This window comes from Actinomadura soli (genome assembly GCF_005889715.1).
Classification (GTDB): domain Bacteria; phylum Actinomycetota; class Actinomycetes; order Streptosporangiales; family Streptosporangiaceae; genus Spirillospora; species Spirillospora soli.
On sequence record NZ_VCKW01000144.1, the window covers coordinates 1 to 22,424 of the forward strand.

The following is a 22,424-nucleotide window of genomic DNA, read 5'->3' on the forward strand; positions in this document are numbered from 1 at the left end:
CCACCATGCCTCCGTTCACGCCGGGGCAGCCGACGAACCCGGGCGGGACGGGACGGCGCGGCGCCCTGCTGATCGGGGCCGCGGCCGCCGTCGCCCTGCTCGTCGCCATCGGCATCCCGGCCGTGCTCTGGTCCCTCATGCGGGACGGCGGGACCGGCGCGAAGGCCGCGTCGTCGACCGCGCCCTCGTCCACCACCTCCGCCTCGGCGGCCGCCTCGTCCTCGCCGTCGCCGACCCCGACCGGGACGCGGGGCGAGATCACCTTCAACGTCGAGGGCAGCGGGACGGCCGCCTCGCTGACCTACATGGTCAACGGGAAGACCACGAAGCTGGAGGACGTGAGGCTGCCCTGGCGGAAGACGGTCCCGATGCCCCTCTGGCCGCCGCGGATCACGTGGAAGCTGGCATACCGCGCCCCGTCCGGCGGGAGCAGCTTCACCGTCGAGGTGGACGGCAACAACGTCATGGGCGGCCAGGGGAGCGCGGGCTCCAACCTCGGCGCCGAAGGCGTCTACTGAGTCCAGCCCGGCCGGTACCGAGCCCTGCCATATCGAGGGCGGGACCCCTCCCGCGGCGCCGGGTTACGCTGAGCGCGGGTGCGTACGCAGAGAGGACGGGGTCGCATGTCGACGATGATGCGGAAGCCGCCGGGCAAGGTCGACATCCTCCCGGAGGAGATCGGGAGCCTGGCGACCGGCCTGCCCCCGGCCGAGCCCGGGACGCTGTTCGTCAAGGGCTCGAACGGCGGGATGCGGGTGTCGCCCGACGCCCGGTTCAACGTCGTGTTCGGACGGTGCGCGCCGGACGTCCACGTCTGCGTCGGCGGGGACGACACGCGCGTCAGCCGGCAGCACGGCATCATCACCCGCGAGCACTCCCGCTGGGTGCTGTACAACCTCGGAAAGCTCGCCATCCGGTTCCCCGGGTCGCGGCTGGTGCTCGGCGGGCACCGGGCGGAGCTGCCGGTCATGTACACGCCGCTGTTCATCGTCTCGCCAGGTCAGGAGCATCTGCTCGAAGTGCGGATCGCCGCCGGGCAGGCGTCGTCCGGTCCGGTCGACGTGCACGAGCTCGCGACCTACGACCCGGACGACCCCGAGGCCGAGCGCGCGAACGCCGAGCGCGCGACCCCGTGGCGGCTCAGTGACCAGGAGCGGCTCGTCCTGGTCTGCCTGGCCCAGCGGTACCTGCGGCAGGAGCCCTGGCCGCAGCCGCTCACGTGGGCGCAGGTCGCCGACGAGATCGGCGGGCTCCGCCCGGCCGAGAACTGGAACTGGCGGAAGGCCGCCCGCGTCGTCACCGAGGTGCGCAACCGGCTCAGCCCGCACGTGGGCGGGCTCCGCGAGGAGGAGATCCCGGCGCCGATCGGCAACGCGCTCAACCACAACCTGATCGTCGCGCTGCTGGTCCACACCAGGCTCCGCACCGAGGACCTCGCCCTCATCGACGGCTAGCGCGGTTCCCCCGGTTCAGGCGGCGGGGAGCCGCGCGGCCGCCGCGCCGGCGAGGCTGGTCGCCATCGAGCACAGCCGCTCCGTGGGCGGCTCGCCCTGCACGACGAGGAACAGCATCTCGATCGCGTCATCGCCGTGCTGGTCGGCGTACGTGCGGTGGACGACCCGGACGAGGCACGTCCCGCCGCCCTCCCCGTCCGGTTCGACGAAGGCGCGGCGCCCGCCGAGCCGGGTGGGGCTGCCGTCCTCGGCGGTGAGCGGCTGGCCGCGGTCGAACCGCAGTTTGACCTGGATGTCCTGGGTGGTGCTGTGCCACTCGCAGCCCCACCCGCCGTAGTCGATCTCCGGATCGCGGGCGTCGATCCCCGGGACGACGTCGAGCGCGTCGTTGCCGAGCATCGTGCAGGTGTCCTTGTGCGCCAGCGACTGCGGCGGGAACGGCGGCGTCCGGCGCGGGAGCGGGCCCCGGTTCAGCACGGCGGCCGCGGACGCGACGGCGGTGTCGGCGATCGGGCACAGCGGCGCGGGAGCGGCCCCGGCGGGCGGCTCGTCGGTCTGCCGGGCGTCGATCGAGACCGTGGTGCCGCCGTCAGGGGACGGCAGGACCAGCATCCGGCCGCACTCGCCCTCCTCCGGCGCCTCCGCGACCACCCGGACGCGTCCGATCGTCCGCGCCGGGCCGCCGCCCGACTCCGGTCCCGCGCCGGTCGCCATGCCGATCCTGACGTCGATGACGTCGTGCTCGGCCTCGCCCACGGACACGAGCACGTCGCACCGGTCGAAGTTGCCGTAGTCGTTGTCGAGTTCCGCCTCGCCGAACCTGCCGAGCGCGGCCGGGTCGGCGAGCGCGCAGGGGTCCGCGGTGCGCGGGTCGCCGATCAGCGACGCGGGCTTGCGCCGCGCGGGCGCCTCCTGCCCGCCGGAGGGGATCACGACCGCGGCCGCGACGGCCACCGCCGCGACCGCGACCACCACCGCCGCGACGGGCCGCGGATGCCGCCGGACGAACGCCGCCGGACGCCCCCACGCCGTGGTCCGTCCACCCACGGCGCCCGGCCCGTCGTTGTCGGTCGGGGCGGCATGGCCCGGCGGTTCCGGTTGCTCGGTTCCGGCGATGTCGTCCAGCATGCGGCGCGCCTCGTCCGGGCCCGGCCGGTCCTCCGGCGCCGCCTGCATCATTGCGTCGAGGACGCCGCCCAGCGGCCCCAGCCCGTCATATTCCGGCTCGGCGCCGGGAGGGGCGCCGGTGGCCAGCGCGTAGACCGTGGCGCCTAAGGAGTACACGTCCGACGCCGGTTCCGGGTGCCCGCGCAGAACCTCGGGCGCGGCGAAGGCGGGAGTGTGGCTGACGGGGCCGTTCGGCGTGATCGTGTCCGTGCCGCCCAGCCGGTAGGCGGCGCCGAAGTCGGCGAGCTTGGCCGTGCTGTCCGCGGTGACGACGATGTTGCCCGGTTTGACGTCGCAGTGCACGATGCCCTGGTCGTGCAGGGCCGCCAGCGCGGCGGCGATCTGCGCGCCGACGCGGGCCGCGGCCTCCGGGGACATCGCCGGCCACCCGTCCAGGCTGCCGCCCGGCACATGCTCCAGGACGAGCCAGGACGTCACCTGCCCGTCCGCCTCCTCTTCGACGATGTCGTGCAGCGTCACCACGTGCGGATGGCCGAACCTGGCCTGCGCGCGGGCCTCCGACCACAACCGGTCGAAGGCGCCGGAGCGGTCGTCGCGGAACGCGGCCCGCTTGAGCACGACGGTGCGCGGCAGGCGGGTGTCCTCGGCGTGCCACACCTCGCCGGTGCCGCCGCGGATCGGCCCCTTGACGAGCCGGTACCGTCCGGCGATCAGCGCTCCCAGACGCACCGTGGCTCCTCTCAGCCGGCGCCGCCCGACACGGCCCGTCCACCACCTACACACGGCCCATACACGACATACCCGGCGATGCCCGGCGTCGCGCGACCAACCTACTGGGTGACGGTCCGGACACACACCGTTTCCCGGACACGCGAATCCGGGCGCCGGGGTTGTCGCGGCGGTCCGGAAGGCTTAGCTTCGACGTCACCGCGGTGATCGCCCGGTATCGCTCCGTCACGGTGTCCATCGCGGCAACACCCGCCGGAGCCGCATATGAACCCCCCGCTCATCCCACGAGGCGCTCCGGCATCCGTCGGCGCGCGGGCGCCGGGTCCTGTCCGGCAACTGCCATCCGCTCCGCGAGCCGTTCCCGTACGGGCCCGTGTTCGAGCTGCTGCGCCATCTGGCCGGTGAGCGGGTCGCCGGGCTCAGCCCCGTCTGCGGCGCCCTGCGCCCCTACCTGCCCGAACTCGCCGACCGGCTGCCGCCCGCGCCTGAACCGCTGCAGGACGTGCGCGCCCGCGAGCACCGGCTACGAGGCGGCCCGTGCCGCCGAGGCGTCGGCCCGGTGCCGGATGACCACGGTCGACGACAGCGGTGCCCGGGACCTCGCGCTGCTCGCGGAGGAGTTCGCCGCGCTGGGTGCCCTGCGGGATGCCGCGCGCTGCCGCCGGGTGCTGCGCGGGCACGGTGTCACGCTGCCGTCCCGCCGGGGCCGCCGCGGCTACGGCGACCAGCTCTCACCCCGCGAGAGCGAGGTGGCGAGGCTGGTGGCGCTCGGCCACTCCAACCGGCAGATCGCCGGCGCGCTGTTCCTGTCGACGCGCACCGTGGAGCAGCACGTCGCGAAGGTGCTGCGCAAGCTCAAGGTCAGTTCGCGGGCCGAGGTCAGCCGGAAGTGACCCGTCCGGGGTGCATGATCACGTACCCCTGCCTACCGCACCACGGATTGCAAGCCCCTGCTCCGGCGGCGAAGGTGAACCTTGCCCCCGGGCCTGAGCCCTCCTCCCCGCGGCTCAGGCAACCCCACGGAGGAGCAGAGGGATGCATGTGAAGAAGAAGCGACTCTGCCTCGACCTGTTCGCGCCGGGCAGCGCCATCGTCTCCACCCGGATGGGCGGCGGGACGGCCACGATGAACGGCACGTCCATGGCGTCGCCGCACGCGGCGGGCGCAGCGGCGCTGTATCTGTCCGCCCACCCGGGCGCCACCGCGCAGCAGGTGCACGACGCGCTTGCGACCGCGGCCGAGTCCGGCAAGGTCGGCAACACGGGACCGGTTCCCGAACAGGCTGCTCAACGTGACCGGGCTCGGCTGACCGGCGACGGCAGAGGAAGGCAGGCGCCGGGGCGTTCCGAATCTCCCGGCTCCGGCGGGCGGACGTCCCGTGGCCGCATCTTCCGCAGGGCACCGGCTCCCCGCCCTCGGCTCCCTGAGATGCGTCCACGGGATCCGCCCGTTTTCGCCGCCCGTGTGCCTGTCACTTTTTGCATGTCACTTTCTGGGTGGCGTCCCGCGCGTCCTTGTTCCGGGTCTTGGCACTACCTGACAGCGTCAATAAATTCTGGGCGCCGCGGCCTTGTCCGGCACGCGCGGCCGCCGTAACAATACGGTTTGCCCACGTAACTCATCGCGGATTGTTTCGGCATGCGGTGATCTCAACATAGCAAATCACGGGGAATGGTAAGGCGGGCCAGGCCGCATACCCGGGGGTTTCTCGCCGGCACGCCGTCGTGCTTCACGGAAAGCAGCCGTGCTTCACAGAAGGCAACGGAGATTCCCTATGCGAAAACGTCCCCTCGCCCTTGCGGTCGGCGCCCTGCTGGCCGGTACCTCGCTCGTGCTCCCCTCGGCGCTCGCCGACACGAGCGGCTCCCACGGGCCGTCCGGCTCCTACGGCAAGGCTCCCGCCCAGAGCGAACCCCTCCCGCACCGGTACAAGGTGACCGGCCCCGACACCCGCGAGGAGCGGACGGTCATCGCCGGCACCGGCGTCTCCATCGACGAGGTCAAGAAGGACTCGGTCGTGATCACCGGGCAGCCAGGCCAGGCCGAGCGGATCAGGAGGCTCGGCTACCGGGTCGACGAGCTCGCCCTGAAACTCGGCTATCCGCCGGAGGACGCGCTCTATCACGATTACGCGGAGATCGTCGCCGAGCTCGACAAGATCGCCCGGGAGCACTCCGGCATCGCCAAGCGCGTCACCGTCGGCAAGACGTACCAGGGCCGTGATATCCCGGCCATCAAGATCAGCGACAATGTGGCGGCCGACGAGGACGAGCCCGAAGTCCTGTTCACCGCCAACCAGCACGCCCGCGAGCATCTCACCCCCGAGATGGCGCTCTACGCCGCCAATCTCTTCACCGACGGCCACGGCACCGACAGCAAGATCACCGAACTGGTCGACGGCCGGGAGATCGTGATCATCGCGTCGGTGAACCCGGACGGCCTGGAGTACGACATCGCGACCGGCCAGTACCGGATGTGGCGCCACAACCGCCAGCCGGTCACCGGCGCGACCGGCATCGACCTCAACCGCAACTGGGCCTACAAGTGGGGCTGCTGCGGAGGCTCGTCCGGCACTCCGGGCGCCGAGACGTACCGCGGGCCCTCGCCGGAGGCCGGCGTCGAGACCAAGGCGGTCGCCAACTACGTGCGCAGCCGCGTCGTGGGCGGCAAGCAGCAGATCAAGGCGCACATCGACTTCCACACCTACAGCGAGCTGGTGCTGTGGCCCATGGGCCACACCTACGACGACACCGGGCCCGACATGAGCGCGGACGCGAACCGGACGTTCGCCACGATCGGCCGCGAGATGGCGGCGACGAACCGCTACACCCCGCAGCAGTCCAGCGACCTGTACATCACCGACGGGTCGGTCAACGACTGGATGTGGGCCGAGCACGACATCTTCTCGTACACGTTCGAGATGTATCCGCGGAACGCCGACTTCTACCCGCCGGACGAGGTCATCGTCCGGGAGACCACCCGCAACCGGGCGGCCGTGCTGGCCCTGACCGGGTACGCGGACTGCCCGTACCGGGCGATCGGCAAGCAGGACCAGTACTGCTGACGTCCTCCTGGGCGAGCAACCATCCGGAGACCAGCGCCTCCGGCGGAGAGCAGGGGCCGCGGCAGCACCCGGTCAAGCACCGGCGCACAAAGCCGCGGCCCCGGCCCTGTCTCGACCCCCGGCCTTGGCTCTGTGCAATACGTAGACCTACCTACAGTTCCCCGGATTGTTAGCCCATCCGTCGCGCCTCATCGTGGTGGCGCCACCGCCCGACCGGCCGTGGCGCCGCATCCGCACAGGAGGTAGCGAGGATGAACGCCCCCCCGCACGAATCGTCCCCACCGCACGAAACGATCAGGGCCGGCGGCCTGGTACGCAGGGCTTGCGGTCGCCGCCCTGCTGGGCGGTCTCGGGTTCACGGGCCCGGCGCACGCCGCCGCCGAGGGCGCCGTCATGAACGCCGGCGCCGCCGGAGCGATCGAGGGGCACTACATCGTGGCCCTGGACGGCGCCACGTCCCTCGCCGCGGGTGCCGAGGCGGGGGTGTCCGAGCAGGCCGAGGAGCTGGCGGCTCGCTACAGCGGCTCCGTCGAGACCGTCTACAGCGCGGCGCTGCGCGGCTTCGCCGTCAAGATGAGCGCCGCCCAGGCCGGACGGCTCGCCGCGGGTCCGCGGGTCCGCTACGTCCAGCAGTCCCTGATGGTGCGGGCGGCCGGCGCCGGGACGCAGCCGAACCCGCCCTCGTGGGGCCTGGACCGCGTCGACGGCAAGAGCGACGGCTCCTACACCTACCCGGCCACGGGCAGCGGCGTCACCGTGTACGTCGTGGACTCCGGCATCCGCGTCGGCCACGGCACGTTCGAGGGCCGCGCCTCCCACGGCCACGACTTCGTGGACGAGGACGCCGAGGCGCAGGACTGCAACGGGCACGGCACGCACGTCTCCGGCACCATCGGCGGCAAGGAGTACGGGGTCGCCAAGGGCGTCAGGCTCGTCGGCGTCCGGGTGCTCGGCTGCGACGGCAGCGCACCCGACAGGGACACCGTCGAGGGCCTGGACTGGGTGCTGAAGAACGCCCGGGGGCCGTCCGTGGGCAACATGAGCCTCGCCTCCGGCGGCGACGACGCCGAGCCGCAGGCGATCCGGGACGCGACGAAGGCCGCCATCGCCGCCGGGATCCAGTTCGACGTCGCCGCGGGCAACGAGAGCGCCGACGCCTGCGGCAGCACGCCCGCGGACGTCCCGGGGGCCGTGACGGTCGCGTCCAGCACCAGCGGCGACTCCCGGTCGAGCTTCTCCAACCACGGCCGGTGCGTGGACGTGTTCACGCCGGGAAGCGGCATCGTGTCCGCGAGCCACGCGTCCGACACCGGCAGGGCCGCGATGAGCGGGACGTCGATGGCCGCCCCGCACGTGACGGGCGCGCTGGCGGTCTTCCTTGAGGGCCACCCGGGCGCCGGTCCGGCCGAGGCCCATGACGCGGTCATCGCGGCCGCCGACACCGGGGTCATCGGCAACCCCGGCAGCGGCTCGCCGAACCGGTTGCTCAACGTGACGAAGCTGGCCGCGCCCCCGCCCTTCCCGGCCGGTCGGTAACGAGCCGAACGGGAACGAGCCGAGCAGGCGGACGGCGCCGATGACCCACCCGGTGATCCTGGGCGGGTCATCGGCGTCGCCGAATGGGGAGCGTGGAAGTCAATTGGCCGTCCAGGGGCAACCGGCAGAAGTGTTCGCGGCCAGGCGCCCGAACGAATCCGGCGACAATAGATAGGTAGGGTCGCGCACCCTTTCCCGGATTGTTCCTGTCCGCCTCCCAATCGATGGTGGGGAGTGCATCAATCGCGAAGCGGAAAGAGGATCGGATGCCCCGCACCAATCGAGTAATGCCCGGGCGCGCAGCCGCAATTTCCGGCGGTGCCGTCCTGATCATGGCCGCGGCTTTCGCCGCGCCGGCGACGGCCGATGAACCGGACGCGCCCAATGGGGGCGACCCCTACCCGAATGAGGTCCACGCTCCGGCCCTCCCGCCGGACGCCGGCGCCCCCGCCCCCGCGGCCGGAAAGGCGCGGAACAGCGGGCGGGTGCCGATCGTCGGTGGCCACAACGCCACCGAGGCTCCCCCGTTCATCGCCGCGCTGTACAAGGGAGGCCGGTTCGCCTGCACGGCGTCGCTGGTGGCGGCGCACTGGGTCCTGACGGCCGACCACTGCATCGGCGGGTCCATCTCCGTCCGGGCGGGCTCCCTGCGGCGCGAGAGCGGCGGCCAGACGGCGAACGTCACCGAGCAGCTGAGCGAGCCGTCCGGGTCGGACATCGCGCTGCTGCGGATCGACAAGGACGTCCAGGCCCCGTATCCGGCGCTCGGCGGCCCGGGCGACGCGGCCACGGGAACGAGCGAAAGGGTCTTTGGATACGGCTACAAGCGATCCGACTGGTCCCAACTTTCCGACGTTCTCAAGTATTCCGAAGGAACCATTTACGATTCACGCTGCAATGTGCTCGGCGCCACCCTGTGCATCGAGAACGACGGCGACACCGCGGGAGGCGACTCGGGCGGGCCGATGCTGACCGCCACCGGAAAGCTCATCGGGACCTGCACCGCGGGGAACAAGCCCACCGACGGCTCCGGTTTCGGCGCGTACAGCGACGTGACCAGGTACCGGAGCTGGATCGACCGGACCATCGGCCGGTGATCGGTTAGCCGTTCGGTCTCCCCATGGCGCGGCGGCCCGCCCCTTCCACAGCGCGGGCCGCCGCGCCGGTTCCAGGGCCGAATCATTTAACAGCGAACCGTTTCAACAGCGCGCGGGGCCCACAACTGGGTGCTTTCGTCGCAATGCGCGCAGAGAAAGACACGAAGAGAGACATCGTCATGCGTTCTGCCGGCACGACACCCCATGCGGCCGCCAAGGCCGAACTGGAGCGCGACTTTCCCGCGTGGAGATTCCTCGTCTCCGACCACCGGAGGTGGTGGGCGCTGCGCGGGCCGTTGCCGTTCGACCAGGTCAACGAGGTCGACGTGGTGGACGCCGACACTCCGGAAGACCTCCGCGCGCGGCTGCTCCGGCTCGCTCCAACCGGCTCGAAGACGGCTCTCTGACCTGCGGACCGTGTCCGCAGACGGCCGTCGCCCATGGGTTTATCGATGTTGATCATCTTAATGGAACGGTCCTTGTCAAAAAGATGGCCGTTGACATTCGATAATCGATGATCAAGCTTGATGGCATGCGCCCGCCAACCAATTGAAAGCGGGTCAAGAAAAGTTAAAAACCGATGATTGACAGCACCAGGTGTGAAAGTTACGCTCCATTCCAGATCCTGGATCTACGTCCATTGACGAGTGCCGATTAATCCGGATTTGCGGCACTCGCCTCTTCGGTCGCCGAAGAAAAAAATGCGTCCACTCCCAGCGAAGAGGAATCACATGCGTAAAGGGATCGCCATTACCGCCGCGGCCGCCGCGGCGCTTGGGCTGACCGCGGCGTCCATCTCCCCGGCCACCGCGGCGTCGTCGAGGCTCCTCACCCGTGGGCCCGATGGCGTCACCATCGACATCGCGACCGTCAACGGTTCGGGCTGCCCGGCCGGCACCACCGCCGTCGCCATCTCGGACGACAAGGAAGCCTTCACGGTCACCTACAGCGACTACATGGCGCAGGCGGGCGGCAGTTCCAAGCCCACCGATGGCCGCAAGAACTGCGTGATCAGCATGAAGGTGCACGTTCCGCAGGGCTTCACCTACGCCATCGCGCAGACGGACTACCGCGGGTACGCCTTCCTGGAGAAGGGCGCGTCGGGCGTCCAGAAGGCCAGCTACTGGTTCCAGGGCAACTCGCCGACCGGGGTGATCCAGCACAACATCCCGGGCGCTTACGACAACAACTGGCAGTTCACCGACAAGATTCCCGTGGGCGCGCTCGTGTGGAAGAAGTGCGGCGAGCAGCGGAACTTCAACATCAACACCGAGATCCGCGCCAGCGTCGGCACCGACAAGGCGAAGACGAGTTTCATTGCCATGGACTCGACCGACGGCAGCATCAAGACCACCTACCACTTCTCGTGGAAGACCTGCCCGTAATCTCCGCCCCACCCCGCGCAAACCCCCAAAGGAGAAAATCCATGCGCAAAGGAGTGACTGCTTCGGCAGCCTGCCTCGCCGCCCTGACCCTCACCGCGGGCGTCATCCCGTCGGCCTCGGCGAACGCTCTCTCGGCCCCCGACCGGATCACCATCGACGTGAAGACCGTGAACGGCTCCGGCTGCCCCGCCGGGACCACCGCGGTGGCCCCGTCGAGTGACGCCACGTCGTTCACGGTCACCTACAGCGACTACATGGCGCAGGCCGGCGGGGACTCCAACCCCACGGACATGCGCAAGAACTGCCAGATCAGCATGCAGATCAACATCCCGCAGGGATTCACGTATGCGATCGCGAGCGCGGACTACCGCGGATTCGCGCATCTGGCCAAGGGCGCATCCGGTCTGGAACGCGCGAACTACTACTTCCAGGGCCTGTCGCAGACGACGCCCAAGAGCCACACCGTCAACGGCCCGTACTCCAACAACTGGCAGTTCACGGACCGTACGGACGTGGCAGAGCTGGTGTGGAAGCCCTGTGGTGAGGAGCGCAACCTCAACGTCAACACCGAGCTGCGCGTGAACAAGGGCAGTTCGAAGGAGACGAGCTTCATGTCCTTCGACTCCACCGACGGCAGCGTGAAGACGATCTACCACATCTCCTGGAAGAAGTGCTAGGAGCCTGATACCGGACTGATCGGGCCGCGCCCTTCATCCAGAAGGACGCGGCCCGGTCTCCGTGACCGGGCCACCCCGCCGAGCCGCCGGCCGCCCCGCCGCCCCGGCGACCGGCGGGGTTCACCCATTCACCCCGCCGACCGGCCGCCCACCGCGGAGGGCGTCCGCCAGCAGGTGTACCTGGTCCGGGTCGGGGTTGCATGGAAAGAGGATGAGTTCGTCGCATCCGGCCTCTTCGTAGGCGGCGACGGCATCGCGGATGGCCGTGGCGTCGGTGAGCGCCAGCGACGCGACCTTGTCCGCGTCCCACCCTTCGACGGCGTAGTGGTCCAAAAGGAAGGACTCGGCGTCCGCCCGTGCCCGGGGGCCGAGGGCGAAGTACGGCTGCGCCATCAGCCGCGGCTCGCCGTCGCGGCCGTGCCGCGCCCACGCCTGCCGCACCGCCCGCGCGCCCTCCCGGAACGCGTCGACGCCGCGGCTCCCCGCGATCCAGCCCGCCCCGCGCGCGGCGACCCTGGCGAAGGGCCGCTCGCCGTGGCCGCCGAACACGAGCCGCGCGGGCGGCACACCGGGCTGGGGACCGATCGCCCCGGCGGCTCCGCGGGGTTCACCGGCCCAGATCCGCGTCATCTCGTCCAGCATCGCGTCGAAGCGGCGGCCCCGTCCGGAGAAGGGGACGCCGGAGGCGGCGTAGTCGTCCTCGTATCCGCCGATGGCCATGCCGAGCACGAGCCGTCCGCCCGACAGGTGGTTGACGGTCGCGGCCTGCTTGGCGAGCAGGGCGGCGTTGCCGCGGAACGGCACCAGCAGGATCGAGGTCATCAGCCGGATCTGCTCGGTGACCGCGGCAGCGGCGCCCAGCGTCACGAGCGGTTCGCAGTTGCCGTACACCAGGCGGTCGATCACGCCGAGCGTGGAGAAGCCGCGGTCCTCGGCGGCCCTCGCCCACTGGACGATCCGCGTGCCCGGGGTGCCGGGGATGGTCGCGGGCAGGCCGATTCCGATGTCCATGCGCGTCCTTCCGATGACGAGATCCGCGGCGGAGGGGACCATGGCGACGCCGGGCGCGAGGCGGAACGCGGGCGAACGGTGATGCGGGACGGAGCGTCCGGCCACCCACATAGCCTAGCTCGGACACGACATTCCGCTGCGGAACGGACGCTGAGGAGCCTGCGATGACGGTCACGATGTCATGGGCGGACGTGTGCGCGCGGCGGTTGGAGCGGCATGCGCTGTCGGTCGCGTCCAAGGACGGCTGCGCGCAGGTGGCGGCGGGGATGGCGGGCGTCCACGCGCAGGTGATGACGGCGGCGGAGCTCGGGATCGGGCTGCGCCTGGACGGAGCCACCCGCGCCGACGTGCGCAGCGCGCTGTGGGAGGAGCGAAGCCTCGTCAAGGCGCACGGGCCGCGCGGGACGGTGCATGTGCTGTCCGCGCGCGACCTGCCGATGTGGGCGGGGGCGCTGTCGGCGCTGCCTCCGGCGCCGAGCCCGTTCCAGCACGGCGTGCGCATGACCGCCGAGCAGACCGAGGAGGTCATCGCGGCCATCGCCGCCGCCGTCGACGAGGCCGACCTGACCGTCGACGAACTCGGTGAGGCCGTCGTCGAGCGGACCGGATCGTGGGCGGGCGACCTGGTCATGCCGGCGTTCCAGACACTGTGGCCGCGCTGGCGGCAGGCGATGGCGCGGGCGGGGCAGCGCGGCGCGATGTGCTTCGGCCCGGCGCGCGGACGCAAGGTCACCTACTCCAGCCCGCGACGCCTGCTCCCCGGCTTCCAGCCCGCCCCGGCGGACGCGGCGCTCGCCTGGCTCGTCCGCTCCTACCTGCACGCTTACGGACCTTCGACGCCCGCCCGGTTCGCGCACTGGCTGAACGCCCCCGTCCCGTGGGCGGTTGATCTGTTCGCGTCGCTCGACCTGGAACGCGTGGAGGTGGAGGGCGCGGAGGCGTGGGTCGCGGCGGGCGACACCGATGGACCATCGGACGCACCACGCGGCGTGCGGCTGCTGCCGTATTTCGACGTCTACGCCTACCGGGTCGGCAACCAGCCCCCAGAGCTGCTGTATCCGGGACCCGCCGGTGAGCGGGCGCTGCGCGCCAACCTCCAGCTGCTGCTCGTGGACGGCGTCGTCGCCGGTTTGTGGCACCAGCGCCGCTCGGGCCGCCGCATCGACATCACCGCGGAGCCGCTCGTCACTCTGACCAAGGCGCAGCACACGGACCTGGAGGACCAGGTCGAGCGTGTGGCGCACGTCCTGGAGGCAACCAGGACCACCTTCACGATCGGCCCGGTCACCGTCGGAGGCCACGCCTGACGCTCGCCACTCGCGGCCTGCCGGTCGGTCGGTCGGCCCGAGCCGTGATCAATGGCCGGGCGTGGCGTGTCTGGGTGGGGTCCACGCCCGGAGGGACGGATTCGCGCTCACCGAATCACTGATGGTCGCGGGATCGGGTCAGAACTGGTCGTCGTCGACCTCGTAACGGCGGGACGACTTCGTGAGGGATCGCTCCTCGCTCTCGGGCGATATCTGGTCGACCACGCGGATCCCGGGACGTCCCGCCTCGACCTCGAACCGCGCGGCCGTGGCGATCGTCGTGTCGCCCGGCGCCCACACCGTGTTGACGATGCGGAGCGACGCCAGCAGCCGGGACGGGCTGACGTCGCAGACGACGTAGCCGCGCCGGTTGCTGATGTACTTCCAGTGCGGGCTCTCGGCCATGATCGGGTCGTACGTCCGGTGGAAGGCGACGGGGTCGGAGTCGCCGCCCGAGCTGATCGACGTCCCGGTGATCTCGGCGCCCGTGACCGGGGACGCCTCGTCGTCGAAGTCGGGCTTCAGGTCGCACACCCAGGTGGCGTGCCGGTCCCCGGTGAGCACCACCGGGTTGGACGCCCGGCCGGAGCCGAAGAACTCCAGCATGCGGCGGCGCTGCACCCGGTAGCCGTCCCAATTGTCGAAGTCGAAGACCTGGTCGGGGCCTGCCTTGCGGTCGTTGGACGCCCACATCAGCTGGTTGGCCAGCAGGTTCCAGCGGGCGCCGGAGCGGGACATGCCGTCCACCAGCCACTTCTCCTGCTCCGCGCCGGTCATGGTGCGGGCCGGGTCGTTGGCCTCGGCGAGGGTGACCGGCTGGTCACTGCGGTACTGCCGGGTGTCGAGCACGTGCACGGTCGCGAGCCGGCCGAAGCCGAGCCTGCGGTGCAGCCGCATGTCGATCCCCCGCGGGCGGGCGGACCTGCGCAGCGGCATGTGCTCGTAGTAGGCCTGGAACGCGGCGGCCCGGCGGGCGAGGAACTTGTCGTGCGGCTGCTTGTCCGGGTCCTGGGGGATCTCGTCGGCCCAGTTGTTGTCGACCTCGTGGTCGTCCCATGTCGCGATCCAGGGGAACGCGGCGTGCGCGGCCTGCAGGTCGGCGTCGGTCTTGTACTGCGCATGCCGGTTGCGGTACTCGACCAGCGTGTACGGCTCGTCCTTGCCCTCATGGGTGCGGACGGTCGTCGTCCGCGGGACGGACTCGTAGATGTAGTCGCCGAGGAAGGCGACGAACGCCAGGTCCTCCTGCGCCAGGTGGTGGTAGGCGGTGTAGTAGCCGTCCTGCCAGCTCTGGCAGCTGGCGAAGGCGAACCGCAACCGCCGGTTGACCGTGCCGGCGGACGGCGCCGTCCGGCTGCGGCCGACGGGCGAGACCTCCTTCTCGACCCGGAACCGGTAGAAGTACTCGCGGTCCGGGCGCAGCCCGCCGACCTCGACGTGCACGGCGTGCCCGCGCTCGGGCCGCGCCAGCTCCACCCCTCGCGCTCGGATTCGCTGGAAGCGCTCGTCCTCGGCGACCTGCCAGGCCACCGGAACCTGGCGGTCGGGCATGCCGCCGCCGTCGACCGGACGTGGGGCGAGGCGCGTCCAGAGCACGAACCCGTCGGGCAACGGGTCGCCGGACGCGACGCCGAGGGTGAACAGGCCAGACGGCAGCGGGGCGCCGCCGTGCGCGCGGACGGCGGCGACGGCCCCGTCCTGTCCGAGCAGCGCCGGGCCGACCAGGACATGGCCGGTGGCCAGCGCCGTCGCGGCTCCGCCGGTGGCCAGGAACCGGCGCCGAGGATACATTTCCGACATACACCCTCCTTTATGATCAATATAGGAGGATGATCGCAGATCGGTGAACGACGGCAGGGGCGAAAGCTGACACCGAAGCGACCGGGACGCGAACAACGGCCCTCTCACCTGCGCATTGGCGCCCCAAAAAAGGCGGCGTCGTCCCCTGATCGGCGCCAGTAGGACGGCTTACTAATGAAGCTCTGGCGCCATCCAGACGGCTTATGGCGTCATAAGGTCTAGTTATCTCGCCATTCAAAGATGGGCTCTGGTGTGGCGTATCCGGGGCCTCTACGTGGAGGCCGCCGCTCCCTATCGATCAGCGGGCCGGGGTTCTGGGGCATGGGCCGGGTCGTTGCGGCCGCTGTTCGCCCGCCGGTTGTTCAGCGGCCTGATCAGGTCTGACCCCCCGGCGTGCCGGCAGCCAAAGACAAAAGCGGAGCGGCTGCGATGCCGATGAGAGGCAGCCATCGAAGCCCACGGCTCCGGCTCGCCGTCAGCAGCTCGCCGTCAGCAGATGGCGGCAGGGCTCGCCCTCCACGGAGTCGAGGCGTCGTCGCGACTTCGCCGGAGGTGATGGCCGCCGGTAACGGACCAGGCGCCGAGCGGTTGGTCTTGATAGGCGAAGAGTTGCCATGGATTTCGCCAATAGCGGGCCGTCCTGGTCACCAACGCCTTGATCGCCGCGGCGCTGCTTCCGCTGGCGTACCTCGCGCTGAGGCGGCTCGGGATGCATCAGATTCCGGCGTACATCGCCGCGACACTGACCGCGCTCATACCGTCGAACGTCCATTACAGCCAGTTCGCATTGACCGACGCCGTCTTGCCGGTGATGGTTCTCGGCTGGCTGCTGCTGGTGCATTCCTGGCTCGTGTCCGAGAGGCAGATCTCCGGTGCGCTGGCCAGCATGCTGGCGGCCTACATGTCCTGGGTCCACGTTCGCGGCTTCGTCGTCGTCATCGTTTTCGCGGGAACCCTGGGCGTGGCGTGGTGGCGGCGCTGGGCGGACCGGCGCGGCATCACGGTCACGGCCTGGCTGCTCATCATGATGACCATCGCGGGAATCCAGCTCAACGACTGGCTGCGCGCGAAGCTGTACCCCCGGGGCACCTACGGGCTGGACGACCTGCTGATCGACCGGCTCACCAGCATCTCCGGCCTCGGCTGGACGCTCTCGCTGACCTCCGGAAAGCTGTGGTACCTGATCGTCTCGACCTGGGGGATCGCCGGAGTGGGCCTGGTCGCCCTGGCCATCGCCGTGCGGCGTGAAACCCTGCCACTGGGCACACGTGTCGTCGCCGCCCAGGCCGCCGTCTCCATGGTCGGCCTCGCGATCGCCACCTCGGCCGCCACACCGGACGAGGGCACGGTCGCCAATTTCGTCTACGGCCGGTACCTGACCTGCTTGGCCCCGATACTTTTCCTGGCCGCCGCCGTCCTCGTCATGCAAGCCCCGACGGTCAGCGCGTTTCGGGCGGTGCCCATCGCCTCGGCCATCACGCTGGCCGCCGGCGCCATCGTCTGGCTGCATGCCGGCGACCGGCTCTCCCGGAACTTCTTCCTCTCCACCGATTTCGCCGAGACCAGTTTCCTCTCCTGGAACTGGGAGGAGTTCCGCCTGTGGCCAGCGACCATTACGGCACTGCTGTTCCTGGCCGGTGCCGCCGCGCTGATCGCCTACGGTGGCAGGCGAGCGGTTCTGGGAGCTGCCGGAATGGTCGCCGTCCTCAATATCGCCGCCGTGCTCGCTACCACTGATCACGTCGCCAACAGCTGGGATCAGCGATACAGCACCACGGCCAGCTTGCGGCAGGAGCTTCGGGCCGACGACAGAGTCGGCGTGAACTTTCCCCGCCTCGACTGGCGAATTTGGGTGCTGCAAGGATTTGAATCCCGACACGGCCTGGTCCCGATTGACCGATTCGGCCGTTTCCCGCTCCCAACGGACTTGACTGTCGTCGTCGTCCCATGGACGGCGGGCACACCTCTCCCCAAAACCTGGCCGGCCGCTCCAGCGAACTGGCGCGTCATCTCGGCCCGCATGCCAGGCGCAGGTGGCTGGGTGGCGTGGCGCCGGATGAACTCCTCCGCACCATGACCAGACCGTAGCGGACATTTACGGGGCGACCTCCGAAAGGCCGCCAATTACTTCAGACCCACACGCCCCAACCTCGTATGTCCGAATAGCGACCTATGGCGCCACAGACGTCGCCCTAGCCACTCTCACCCATCCTCTCCAGGCGAACGTTCAAGCAGTCTCGGCGCGCGCTGCCGACTCCACAACAAACCGATGACCGATCAGCGTGCGCATATAAAAGCTTCCTCCACCCCAAAACGCGACATCTCAGAACCAGAACCCAGGACATAGAAGATCGAGACGTAGAAGGCGAAACCTGGGTCGAAATAAACCGCCCCAAACTGTGCTGGCCGATGTAAGTTACGGTCGCTGGCCCCCTAGCGGAACGTTATTTCCAACGATCGTTCTACGGTGCAACTGGTCCGGCTGGTGAGGACGGCGCGACCGGTCCAACCGGCCCTGCGGGCGTCGATGGCGCCGATGGTGGGACGGGTCCGACGGGTCCGACGGGTCCGGAGGGCGCGACTGGCCCGGCCGGTGCTGACGGCGCGACCGGTCCAACCGGCCCTGCGGGCGCCGATGGCGCCGATGGTGCGACGGGTCCGGAGGGCGCGACTGGCCCGGCCGGTGCCGACGGCGCGACCGGTCCAACCGGCCCTGCGGGCGCCGATGGCGCCGATGGTGCGACGGGTCCGACGGGTCCGGAGGGCGCGACTGGCCCGGCCGGTGCCGACGGCGCGACTGGTCCCGCAGGCCCGATGGGTCCCGCAGGTGCCGATGGCGCGACGGGTCCGACAGGTGCCGATGGTCCTACTGGTCCGGCAGGCGAAGAGGGTGCGACCGGCCCGACGGGTCCGGCAGGTGCGACTGGTCCGGCTGGTGCTGATGGTGCGACCGGTCCGGCTGGTGAGGACGGCGCGACGGGTCCGACTGGCCCTGCGGGCACTGACGGTGCCGATGGCGCGACGGGCCCGACCGGCCCTGCAGGTGCGACGGGCCCGACCGGTCCGGCGGGTGCCGATGGTGAGGACGGTGCCACCGGTCCTGCGGGTGCCGTTGGCGCTACTGGTCCGACGGGTCCGGCCGGAGTTGGAGCGACCGGTCCGACGGGTCCCGGTGGTCCTACCGGTCCTGCGGGTGCCGCTGGTGCCACTGGTCCGACGGGACCGGCCGGAACCGGGTCCACCGGACCGACGGGAGCCGCCGGCCCGACTGGACCCACTGGGCCTTTGGCCCAGGGCGTGACCAACACCATCCGCGTGCAGTCAATCGTCCAGGTTCCGGGGACGAACCAATCGGTCCAGGGCGCCGTCTATTGTCCCGTCGGCTACACCGTGACGGGGGGCGGGGCGACCCTGGGGCTCACGGACGTGGGAATTCTCGCGTCGACCGAGCCCATCCAGCCCGCCGGCCAGGGCTGGAGCGCGTGGGGCAGGTCACCGTCGGCCACGAATATGACGGTTCACGCGGTCTGCTTGCGAACGAATACCTGACCGAATAGGGAGTCCTGAACGGGTCGGCGTCCAAGACGCCGGCCCGTTCGGCGTCAGCGAAACGCCGTTGAAGTCACCGTGGCGTTTGGATCGCATGACATCACCGGACTGGATCTCCGTCTGATGGAAGACAATGCGCGTGGGGGAGCGTGCGGAGCTGAGTCGGCGCGGCATAGGTGGTGTGGTTCAAGGTGGCACGCCCTGTTCGCGGCTTCCCCCTCGTCGGGGATCGGCTTTGAGTCGCCCGTCATGGCCTGCGTGGGCTCTGACCGCGCCGGGATCTCGTGAGCGTCACCTACGGACGAGACGGTCGCCGTGGTGGGTGGGTCGCAAATGCCCATTCGTTGAAGCCGGAGCCGCAGCGCGCAATTCACAGTGGTACGCGTCGAATTGGTATGTCATCAAGGTCGTGTGGAATCCTGCTGTTCCGGGTCCAAGCGTCCACGTAGCGTCGGAAGAACCGGACCCTTCGGGCGGCGTGACGGAGGGCAGGCTGTGGATCCGTTCGAACCGGGCGACCCGCGCCAGGTGGGCGACTACCGGCTGCTCGGACGGCTGGGCGCGGGCGGTATGGGCGCGGTCTACCTCGGACGTTCGCCCGGTGGCCGGACGGTCGCCGTCAAGGTCATCAAGGAGCGGTACGCGGCCGACGCGGTGTTCCGTGCCCGGTTCCGCCGGGAGGTGGCCGCGGCGCGCAAGGTGACGGGGACGTTCACCGCGCCGATCCTCGACGCCGATCCGGACGCGGCGGTCCCATGGCTGGTCACCGCCTACCTGCCGGGGCTGACGCTGCGGGAGGCGGTCGGGACGTTCGGCGCCCTCGGGGCGGCGCCCACCCGCGTCCTGGCGATCGGCCTGGCCGAGGCGCTCGCCGACATCCACCGCGCCGGGCTGACGCACCGGGATCTGAAGCCCGGCAACATCATGCTGACCGCCGACGGCTTGCGGGTGATCGACTTCGGGATCGCCCGGCCGGACGATGTCACGGCGATCACGAAGGTCGGCGCCGTCCTGGGGACGCCGGGTTTCATGTCGCCCGAGCAGGCGTCCGGACGTGTGGCCGGTCCGAAGAGCGACGTCTTCTCGTTCGGCGCCGTCCTGGCGTACGCGGCGACCGGAAGGGAACCGTTCGGCCGCGGCGACAACGCCACCCTGCGCCGCCGCGTCGCCGAGGCGCAGGCGGATCTCAGCGGCATCACCGATCCCGGGTTGGCTGGGCTGATCGCCACCTGTCTGCGCCGGGCCCCGGGGGAGCGGCCCTCGCCCGTCCAGATCCTGGACATGCTCGACCGGATCGGCCAGGACGCGCCGCCTCCGTCCGGCGAAGGCACCAGGTGGTTGCCCGCCGCCCTAGCGGAGGCGATCGACCGTCGTATAGCGGAGGTCCTGCCGAAGGGGCTGCCCCGGACGCAGCCGCCGAAATCCCCCGCCGGAGATGTGGCGCAAGTCCTCGACGTGGAGACTGCCGAATCGCAAGACGCGCATACGGCGGAACCAGGGGCGGATGGACGCGGGCAGCCGCCGCTCGGGAACGAGCGCGTAGCCGACCATGCCCCGACAGATACACCGCCCGCCCCACGCACCGGTTCGCCGGAGGACGCGCTGCCCGGCCCGCAGCCTGGCCCGCAGCCTGGCCCGCAGCCTGGCCCGCAGCCCGGCCCGCAGCCTGGGGCGTCGCGGCAGCTCAGTCGTAGGGCGCTGGTCGTTTCCGCGCCCCTCGCGCTCGCGGCCTTCGGCGCGGTGGCGGTCGTCCGGGGCTGTGCCAACGAACAGCCACGGGCGAGCGGCCCGCGATCGTCGAAAGGCTCGTCGCCGAGCCCGCCTCCGCAAGGCGTCCTGCGCTGGAAAGCCAAGGTCAGCGACTACTACCCCAAGGTGTTCACCGCGGACGGCGTGGTCGTCGCGGAAGGGCAGGAGAGCGACGTTCGCGCGCTGGACGTTCAGACCGGCAAAACCCTGTGGAGACAGAACGCGGGAAACGGCAGTCAGACCTTCGGCGAGCTGGTGTACCTCAGCCGTCCCATACAACCGTGGCTGACGGCCGTCGATGCCGCCACCGGCGAGACCCGCTGGGAGGGCAACTATCGGGAGGGGACGGTGCACATGGCCATCTCCGGGCAGGTGGCGTGCTTCGGTTACGAGGGTCCGGTCAGAGCGGTGGGCGTGCGCGACGGCGAGACGCGCTGGGTCGCGGACGTGTCCCCCGAGACGGGGCTGGCGGCTGACTCCGGCCTGGTGGCCGCCGTGAGCAAGACCTCCGTGGTCGGGCTCGACCCGCGCACCGGGCGGCAGAGATGGTCCCGCCCGCTGAACGTCGGCAACTTCCTGATCTATGCGTTCCTGGTCAGCGACGGCTTCGTCTTCGTCGGCGACCGGCAGGGCGTCCTGCATGCGCTGCGTGCCGCCGACGGGACCCCGGCCTGGCGGAAGGGACGCGGCCCGACCTGGTTCAACGGTTCGTCGCTCCTATCGGCCGGCGGGATGCTGTACGCCGACGGCGGATACGGCAGCGTGGTCGCCATGAACCCCGCGACCGGCGAGGAGCGCTGGTCCCGCTTCCTTGACGCCGACAGTGAACTCGCCCTGTCCGGTGGCACGCTCTTCGCCGCCTGCTCCCGCACCAGCACGGTGTACGCCTTGAACGCGGCTGACGGACGCATCCTGTGGACGCACAAGGCCCAGATAGACCGCGATCCGGTGATCGCGAGCACGTCCGGCCTGGTCTTCGTCGGGACCCGCGAGGGCAACGTGGAAGCCGTCGCCCCACCGGACGGAGGCCCCCGTGCGGGCTCTTGAGCCACACGATCCACGGACGGTAGGCCGCAACCGGATCCTGGCGCGGATCGGCGCGGGCGGCATGGCGATGATCTACTTCGGGCGTTCCGGGAGCGGCCGTCCGGTGGCCGTGAAGCGGATGCACGCCGAGTTCGCCCGCGAGCCGGAGTACCGGGAACGCTTCCGCCACGAGGTGGCGGCCACCCGGACGGTCAGCGGACGCTACAGCCCCGGCGTCCTGGACGCCGACCCCGACGCCGCGCTTCCCTGGTTGGCGACGCAGTTCCTGGCGTCCGTGTCGCTGAGGGAAGCGGTCGGCTTGCTGGGTCAGTTGCCGCCTGATGTGGTGTTTCCACTGGCCGCGGGGATCGTGGAGGCGCTCGCGTCCGTCCATGGCACCGGGATCGTCCACCTTGATCTGAAGCCCGCGAACGTCCTGCTGACGGCCGACGGACCGCGGCTGATCGACTTCGGGATCGCCGCCGACCTGCGTCCCGGCGCGACTCCGGCAGGGACGGAACCGGCGGGCACCTTGGGATTCATGGCCCCGGAGCAGGAGTCGGGCGGGCCGGTCTCTCCAGCGAGCGATGTCTACTCCTTCGGCGCGACGCTGGCCTACGCCTGCACGGGAAGGCCGCCCTCCGACGGGGGAGTGGACGAGATCACCGACGACCGGCTCCGGACGCTGATCTCCGGCTGCCTGCGTCCCGACGCGTCCACCCGGCCGACCGTGCCCGACCTGGCCGCCGCGTTGGACGTCGTGAGGGCGGCGGCTCAACCCGCCCTCCGGCTACCGCCGGTCGTGACGGCGGAGATCGACCGCCGGGCGAGCGAAGCGGCGAGCCCACCGGTGCCCATTCCGCCGACGCCCGCCCCGCACCCTGTCCCGTATACACATCTGACGCTGCCCAC

17 protein-coding genes and 1 pseudogene are annotated in these 22,424 nt (G+C 70.7%); 14 read left to right on the top strand and 4 right to left on the bottom strand.

Features of this window, described 5'->3' with window-relative positions; genetic code table 11:
* Both ETD83_RS42785 and ETD83_RS25245 read left to right on the top strand, forming a co-directional pair.
* A pseudogene (locus tag ETD83_RS42785) lies at positions 1 to 518 on the top strand (hypothetical protein); the annotation flags it as partial.
* A gap of 105 nt (positions 519 to 623) precedes the next feature.
* Positions 624 to 1,454 carry an FHA domain-containing protein gene (locus ETD83_RS25245; RefSeq protein ID WP_205717874.1) on the top strand — a complete coding sequence of 277 codons (831 nt, stop codon included), beginning with the start codon at positions 624 to 626 and terminating at the stop codon, positions 1,452 to 1,454.
* A gap of 15 nt (positions 1,455 to 1,469) precedes the next feature.
* On the opposite strand, the gene ETD83_RS25250 is transcribed toward ETD83_RS25245, so the two are convergent.
* Both ETD83_RS25250 and ETD83_RS25255 read right to left on the bottom strand, forming a co-directional pair.
* Positions 1,470 to 3,311: a serine/threonine-protein kinase gene (locus ETD83_RS25250; RefSeq protein WP_205717875.1), complete on the bottom strand. Its 1,842-nt coding sequence runs from the start codon at positions 3,309 to 3,311 to the stop codon at positions 1,470 to 1,472.
* 277 nt (positions 3,312 to 3,588) lie between these two features.
* Positions 3,589 to 3,831 (bottom strand): hypothetical protein, encoded by a 243-nt coding sequence (locus tag ETD83_RS25255; RefSeq protein WP_138647693.1) that lies wholly within the window; start codon positions 3,829 to 3,831, stop codon positions 3,589 to 3,591.
* A gap of 46 nt (positions 3,832 to 3,877) precedes the next feature.
* Here ETD83_RS25255 and ETD83_RS25260 point away from each other — a divergent pair, with 46 nt between their 5' ends.
* From ETD83_RS25260 to ETD83_RS25295, 8 genes are all read left to right on the top strand, one after another.
* The gene (locus ETD83_RS25260; protein ID WP_138647694.1) at positions 3,878 to 4,204 is read left to right on the top strand and encodes a helix-turn-helix domain-containing protein; all 327 of its coding nucleotides are present in this window, start codon (positions 3,878 to 3,880) and stop codon (positions 4,202 to 4,204) included.
* A gap of 142 nt (positions 4,205 to 4,346) precedes the next feature.
* Positions 4,347 to 4,907, top strand: a complete 561-nt coding sequence (locus ETD83_RS42790) for a S8 family serine peptidase (protein WP_171064424.1) — start codon at positions 4,347 to 4,349, stop codon at positions 4,905 to 4,907.
* A gap of 178 nt (positions 4,908 to 5,085) precedes the next feature.
* A complete protein-coding gene (locus tag ETD83_RS25270) occupies positions 5,086 to 6,375 on the top strand; it encodes a M14 family metallopeptidase (protein ID WP_138647695.1) in 1,290 nt (429 codons plus the stop codon).
* 393 nt (positions 6,376 to 6,768) lie between these two features.
* On the top strand, positions 6,769 to 7,911 hold the full coding sequence (locus ETD83_RS25275) for a S8 family peptidase (RefSeq protein ID WP_205717876.1): 1,143 nt from the start codon (positions 6,769 to 6,771) through the stop codon (positions 7,909 to 7,911).
* Positions 7,912 to 8,243: 332 nt separating this feature from the next.
* Complete coding sequence (locus ETD83_RS25280; RefSeq protein ID WP_171064425.1) at positions 8,244 to 9,008, top strand: S1 family peptidase; 765 nt, start codon at positions 8,244 to 8,246, stop codon at positions 9,006 to 9,008.
* A 179-nt stretch (positions 9,009 to 9,187) separates the two neighbouring features.
* Positions 9,188 to 9,415 carry a hypothetical protein gene (locus tag ETD83_RS25285; protein ID WP_138647698.1) on the top strand — a complete coding sequence of 76 codons (228 nt, stop codon included), beginning with the start codon at positions 9,188 to 9,190 and terminating at the stop codon, positions 9,413 to 9,415.
* Positions 9,416 to 9,739: 324 nt separating this feature from the next.
* A complete protein-coding gene (locus ETD83_RS25290) occupies positions 9,740 to 10,393 on the top strand; it encodes a DUF4360 domain-containing protein (RefSeq protein WP_138647699.1) in 654 nt (217 codons plus the stop codon).
* A 41-nt stretch (positions 10,394 to 10,434) separates the two neighbouring features.
* Complete coding sequence (locus ETD83_RS25295; protein ID WP_138647700.1) at positions 10,435 to 11,070, top strand: DUF4360 domain-containing protein; 636 nt, start codon at positions 10,435 to 10,437, stop codon at positions 11,068 to 11,070.
* Positions 11,071 to 11,190: 120 nt separating this feature from the next.
* On the opposite strand, the gene ETD83_RS25300 is transcribed toward ETD83_RS25295, so the two are convergent.
* Complete coding sequence (locus tag ETD83_RS25300) at positions 11,191 to 12,186, bottom strand: LLM class flavin-dependent oxidoreductase (protein WP_230421163.1); 996 nt, start codon at positions 12,184 to 12,186, stop codon at positions 11,191 to 11,193.
* Positions 12,187 to 12,245: 59 nt separating this feature from the next.
* On the opposite strand from ETD83_RS25300, the gene ETD83_RS25305 reads away from it, so the two are divergent.
* Complete coding sequence (locus ETD83_RS25305) at positions 12,246 to 13,388, top strand: winged helix DNA-binding domain-containing protein (protein ID WP_138647701.1); 1,143 nt, start codon at positions 12,246 to 12,248, stop codon at positions 13,386 to 13,388.
* A 138-nt stretch (positions 13,389 to 13,526) separates the two neighbouring features.
* Here the strand turns inward: ETD83_RS25305 and ETD83_RS25310 are convergent, their stop codons facing one another.
* Positions 13,527 to 15,188 (bottom strand): alkaline phosphatase D family protein, encoded by a 1,662-nt coding sequence (locus ETD83_RS25310; RefSeq protein ID WP_205717877.1) that lies wholly within the window; start codon positions 15,186 to 15,188, stop codon positions 13,527 to 13,529.
* Positions 15,189 to 15,843: 655 nt separating this feature from the next.
* Here ETD83_RS25310 and ETD83_RS25315 point away from each other — a divergent pair.
* The 3 genes from ETD83_RS25315 to ETD83_RS25330 form a co-directional block, all read left to right on the top strand.
* A complete protein-coding gene (locus tag ETD83_RS25315) occupies positions 15,844 to 17,265 on the top strand; it encodes a hypothetical protein (RefSeq protein WP_138647702.1) in 1,422 nt (473 codons plus the stop codon).
* 1,967 nt (positions 17,266 to 19,232) lie between these two features.
* On the top strand, positions 19,233 to 21,533 hold the full coding sequence (locus ETD83_RS25325; RefSeq protein ID WP_138647703.1) for a serine/threonine-protein kinase: 2,301 nt from the start codon (positions 19,233 to 19,235) through the stop codon (positions 21,531 to 21,533).
* Positions 21,520 to 22,424 (top strand): serine/threonine-protein kinase (locus ETD83_RS25330; RefSeq protein WP_138647704.1); only part of this gene is annotated, 905 nt, incomplete at its 3' end. The genes ETD83_RS25325 and ETD83_RS25330, both read left to right, overlap by 14 nt.

Excerpts from the sequence above, each read along its gene's own strand:
- ETD83_RS42790 (WP_171064424.1), top strand. The coding sequence starts at position 4,347 with ATGCATGTGAAGAAGAAGCGACTCTGCCTCGACCTGTTCGCGCCGGGC.
- ETD83_RS25270 (WP_138647695.1), top strand. The coding sequence starts at position 5,086 with ATGCGAAAACGTCCCCTCGCCCTTGCGGTCGGCGCCCTGCTGGCCGGT.
- ETD83_RS25280 (WP_171064425.1), top strand. The coding sequence starts at position 8,244 with ATGGCCGCGGCTTTCGCCGCGCCGGCGACGGCCGATGAACCGGACGCG.
- ETD83_RS25310 (WP_205717877.1), bottom strand. The coding sequence starts at position 15,188 with ATGTCGGAAATGTATCCTCGGCGCCGGTTCCTGGCCACCGGCGGAGCC.
- ETD83_RS25245 (WP_205717874.1), top strand. The coding sequence starts at position 624 with ATGTCGACGATGATGCGGAAGCCGCCGGGCAAGGTCGACATCCTCCCG.
- ETD83_RS25260 (WP_138647694.1), top strand. The coding sequence starts at position 3,878 with ATGACCACGGTCGACGACAGCGGTGCCCGGGACCTCGCGCTGCTCGCG.
- ETD83_RS25285 (WP_138647698.1), top strand. The coding sequence starts at position 9,188 with ATGCGTTCTGCCGGCACGACACCCCATGCGGCCGCCAAGGCCGAACTG.
- ETD83_RS25275 (WP_205717876.1), top strand. The coding sequence starts at position 6,769 with ATGAACGCCGGCGCCGCCGGAGCGATCGAGGGGCACTACATCGTGGCC.
- ETD83_RS25290 (WP_138647699.1), top strand. The coding sequence starts at position 9,740 with ATGCGTAAAGGGATCGCCATTACCGCCGCGGCCGCCGCGGCGCTTGGG.
- ETD83_RS25305 (WP_138647701.1), top strand. The coding sequence starts at position 12,246 with ATGACGGTCACGATGTCATGGGCGGACGTGTGCGCGCGGCGGTTGGAG.
- ETD83_RS25295 (WP_138647700.1), top strand. The coding sequence starts at position 10,435 with ATGCGCAAAGGAGTGACTGCTTCGGCAGCCTGCCTCGCCGCCCTGACC.